This window comes from Flavobacterium sp. (assembly GCF_044368625.1).
Taxonomy (GTDB): Bacteria; Bacteroidota; Bacteroidia; order Flavobacteriales; family Flavobacteriaceae; genus Flavobacterium.
This window is the reverse complement of record NZ_JBIPPD010000384.1, coordinates 1-3051: the sequence shown is the minus strand read 5'-3', so window position 1 is coordinate 3051 and position 3051 is coordinate 1. Positions and strand designations below refer to the sequence as shown.

Annotated in this window: 5 protein-coding genes; all 5 read right to left on the bottom strand. The window is 38.3% G+C overall.

The annotated features are described in order from the left end of the window. Window positions 1-76: 76 nt before the first annotated feature. The 5 genes from ACIQ2X_RS17655 to ACIQ2X_RS17635 all read right to left on the bottom strand — a co-directional run bounded on the left by ACIQ2X_RS17655 (window position 77) and on the right by ACIQ2X_RS17635 (window position 2833). A complete protein-coding gene (locus tag ACIQ2X_RS17655) occupies window positions 77-478 on the bottom strand; it encodes a pyrimidine dimer DNA glycosylase/endonuclease V (protein WP_396180363.1) in 402 nt (133 codons plus the stop codon). A 10-nt stretch (window positions 479-488) separates the two neighbouring features. Further along, window positions 489-1124 carry a hypothetical protein gene (locus ACIQ2X_RS17650; protein WP_396180362.1) on the bottom strand — a complete coding sequence of 212 codons (636 nt, stop codon included), beginning with the start codon at window positions 1122-1124 and terminating at the stop codon, window positions 489-491. A gap of 85 nt (window positions 1125-1209) precedes the next feature. After that, window positions 1210-1812 carry a hypothetical protein gene (locus ACIQ2X_RS17645; protein ID WP_396180361.1) on the bottom strand — a complete coding sequence of 201 codons (603 nt, stop codon included), beginning with the start codon at window positions 1810-1812 and terminating at the stop codon, window positions 1210-1212. 519 nt (window positions 1813-2331) lie between these two features. Further along, window positions 2332-2550 carry a hypothetical protein gene (locus ACIQ2X_RS17640; RefSeq protein ID WP_396180360.1) on the bottom strand — a complete coding sequence of 73 codons (219 nt, stop codon included), beginning with the start codon at window positions 2548-2550 and terminating at the stop codon, window positions 2332-2334. Next, complete coding sequence (locus ACIQ2X_RS17635; RefSeq protein ID WP_396180359.1) at window positions 2543-2833, bottom strand: hypothetical protein; 291 nt, start codon at window positions 2831-2833, stop codon at window positions 2543-2545. The genes ACIQ2X_RS17640 and ACIQ2X_RS17635 overlap by 8 nt, the downstream gene beginning before the upstream one ends. Between the last annotated feature and the right edge of the window lie 218 nt (window positions 2834-3051).

Genomic DNA, 3051 nt, shown 5'->3' with positions numbered 1-3051 from the left:
CACATCTCCAGCCTTAAACGCTGGAATATTCCCACGTTCTTCTGATTCATTGAGCATCCAGAAATCTTTAATACATTTAAATTTCATTGTTGTCTCCTAATCTTTCTGCTATACGTTCACGGTTTAGTCGTAACGCTTCTTGTGTGACAGTATACCCACCTAAGAATTTATTGTCAATACCTTCAATTAAATCTTTACGTTCTACTTGCTGAATTTTATACCCACGACTACGCCACTCATTACATAGAGATTCATATCTGTCTGCAAGCCATAAAAGCTTATCAGCGAAATGAGTCATATGTCCAGTACCAAGTGTGTATTCTTGTGGTTGTTTCTTCAGACGTTTGAAGTTGTAGTAGTTGATACCTTGAGATCGCCAGTTCTTAACCATTGTGAATATTCTGGGTAGCTCGCGTATTTCTGCAATCAGGTGCTGACGAGTGAGTTCTGTTGGTTCAATAACATTGATTCGGGTCATAACAAATCCTCTAGTTAGGGTAAATTAACACATCACCATGCTCTTTGTAGTAATTCTTAACATACTCCCTAACAGCTTTCGCAGAGGGGAAATACTTAAACTGAGAACATTTTACTTCTTTGTTGGTGTAAAGTAAAGTGGAATCTTTCACTTCTTCACCTTCTTCGACTAACCAAGAAGCAGTTTCGTAACGGTTTACATACACGGTATGCAGTTCAGTGCGGTTCATATGGACCTTAGTAATAGGAATAGACGAGTACTCTCTGATCCAGTCATTACCTAGATAAACAACATTATCTTTATCGTGGAATCTATATACTTTGGTTTTTACACCATAAGCAGGGTTGGCTTGCAGATAAACAATGTTCTTAGCTTCCCCGTGTACAGCGGACAGGGTGAGATCATAACGGTGATTATGTACACCTAAATTTAGCACTAAACCAATATCAATATTTTTCCACATTTCGTGGTTTGGTGTACAGAGAAACAACCTTGTCAACCTGCCTGATTCATTTTTCAAAACAATGGAGTGCAGCCCTTTAATGTGGCAGTTCATTCTGGACATCATCAAATCTTCATCGTTAGCAGCATCCAACAATCTTAGGATTTCTTTAGCATTCATAACCTTCTCCACAATCTGATTCAATGAGAGTTATTTTACACGAATGAGTGGGGATGTCAATAGCGAATTGCAGATAAAAGAAAGCCCCGCAGAGCGGGGCTTGTGTGTGTTACCTAGTAGTCCAATCTTTATCTGGAGCGTAACGCTGACGCAAAGCGTCTGCTACACGACTATCTTCTTGCAGTTCAGCTAAAGCACAAGCATACTCATGCTTCTTGGCTTGCCAAGCTTTGTGAGCGGTTAGTTCACAATCGAAAGACCCAACATATATTCTTTTATGATTAAACGGGTCATTACACTTGGCATGAAATTTTTCTTGTTGTTTGTGCCAGCATACTCCTAATAAGTATTCCCCTCTACAAGAGGTATTGCTGGTTAAGAAGCTATTCAAAGCCCTGTTAGTAAATACTGTTTTTTCTGGACTATAACATTTATTATTTACCTGTAGTATATCTTTATCTAACTCACAACTTTGCCAATTCTTATTAGGTTGTTCATCTACCCATTTCTTGAAATTAGAGAAATACTTCCATTCTTCACATACGGTACAGTCTACGTATGTTGGAAAGCTAATGTGTTTTATTTTAGAATAACATCGCACCAACATAGATAACCATTTCCTATAATAAGGACAAACATCCTTACCCTTATATACCAAATAATTTGCATCATTAATGCCGATACCGTATATAGGTTTTCTTTTTCCTGCCATTAATCATCCTCACTTAACACTGATAGCTAATCTAATATAGTTATATACTCTTTCTTTGGTGAAATACCTGAAAGAAGACGCAACTCCTCCCTAGCAGCGCAAGCTAGAGAAGTAATCTCCAGTTCGCAACCACTTAGGGTAGTCATCTTCAGGTATTTATCAGTCTCTTTCTTCGGAGCCAATAACCTGCCACATTCATGTGGAGAATGTCTTTCAACATTCCAGACGATCTTATACGTTCTCTAAAAGAGTAAGCACTTCGTATAAGACACTGGTGGCGTTCCCCTCGTGCAGAGAGTCCTAGCTGCGGCCCACCAAGAGGATATTTAGTCCCCACTCCTACCGCGTTGGTCATAGCGTTTCTTACCGTATTATGATTAGACGAAACCGGTTTACCCCAAAAATCTAATCACTACTTGCACTAATCTACCACACTTCTTCTAGTTGTCAAGCCTTCTCAACAAAAGAATCTGTTTACTCTTTAATCATAACACATATTCAGATATTGTCAATAGACATTTAGACGTCTAAATACAAATAGTCCTCAATATCGCAAGTGAATAAATCACAAAGATAACTCTTAATCTCTGTCATCTCACCCCACAACTTCTTAGCTCTATGTTTATCACCAGCTAAGACAGCTCCTGAGAGCTTAGCCACTAATCCAAGCTGTATACGATACATCCCAGACAGGATGATCAATTCTTCTAATGCTTCAGCAGGAGTTTTGTTATTCATTAAATGTATTCTCTAATTGCTCAATCTGTTCAAGAGTATATACATCTTGATCGTAAGAGTCAATACGTAAAAGATTGCATTCTCTATTAAAGTATCTCTCTCCATCAAGAACACCAAAAACATTAGCAAACTTCATTGGTTTATCCACTCGCCAATAATCTTTTAACCGACTATCAGGCAGTTGTCCCACGAAATCACCCACTCTCACCACTTTACCAATATTCTCTGAACAACGTCCAGCAACAACAATAGCTAAACAACCTTTCTCGATTTTATTATTCATGTAATTTCTCCATACGTTTGAACATGAGCCTACTTTACACATATACACATCTAATGTCAACAAGAATCGTTTATCAATTTATCTAAAATTCTTGTTGACACAGGGAACAGATGAGCGTAGGATGTAACACATCGAAGCGAATGAGGATTTACCGATGACTACAAAGACGCCTGCAAAGAAAACCACTAACCGGCATTCTGGTGACGATGTTAAGATTG

What these genes read in the sequence shown, in the direction of transcription:
- ACIQ2X_RS17655 (WP_396180363.1), bottom strand. Translation starts at nt 478, where the DNA reads ATGACCCGAATCAATGTTATTGAACCAACAGAACTCACTCGTCAGCAC.
- ACIQ2X_RS17645 (WP_396180361.1), bottom strand. Translation starts at nt 1,812, where the DNA reads ATGGCAGGAAAAAGAAAACCTATATACGGTATCGGCATTAATGATGCA.
- ACIQ2X_RS17640 (WP_396180360.1), bottom strand. Translation starts at nt 2,550, where the DNA reads ATGAATAACAAAACTCCTGCTGAAGCATTAGAAGAATTGATCATCCTG.
- ACIQ2X_RS17635 (WP_396180359.1), bottom strand. Translation starts at nt 2,833, where the DNA reads ATGAATAATAAAATCGAGAAAGGTTGTTTAGCTATTGTTGTTGCTGGA.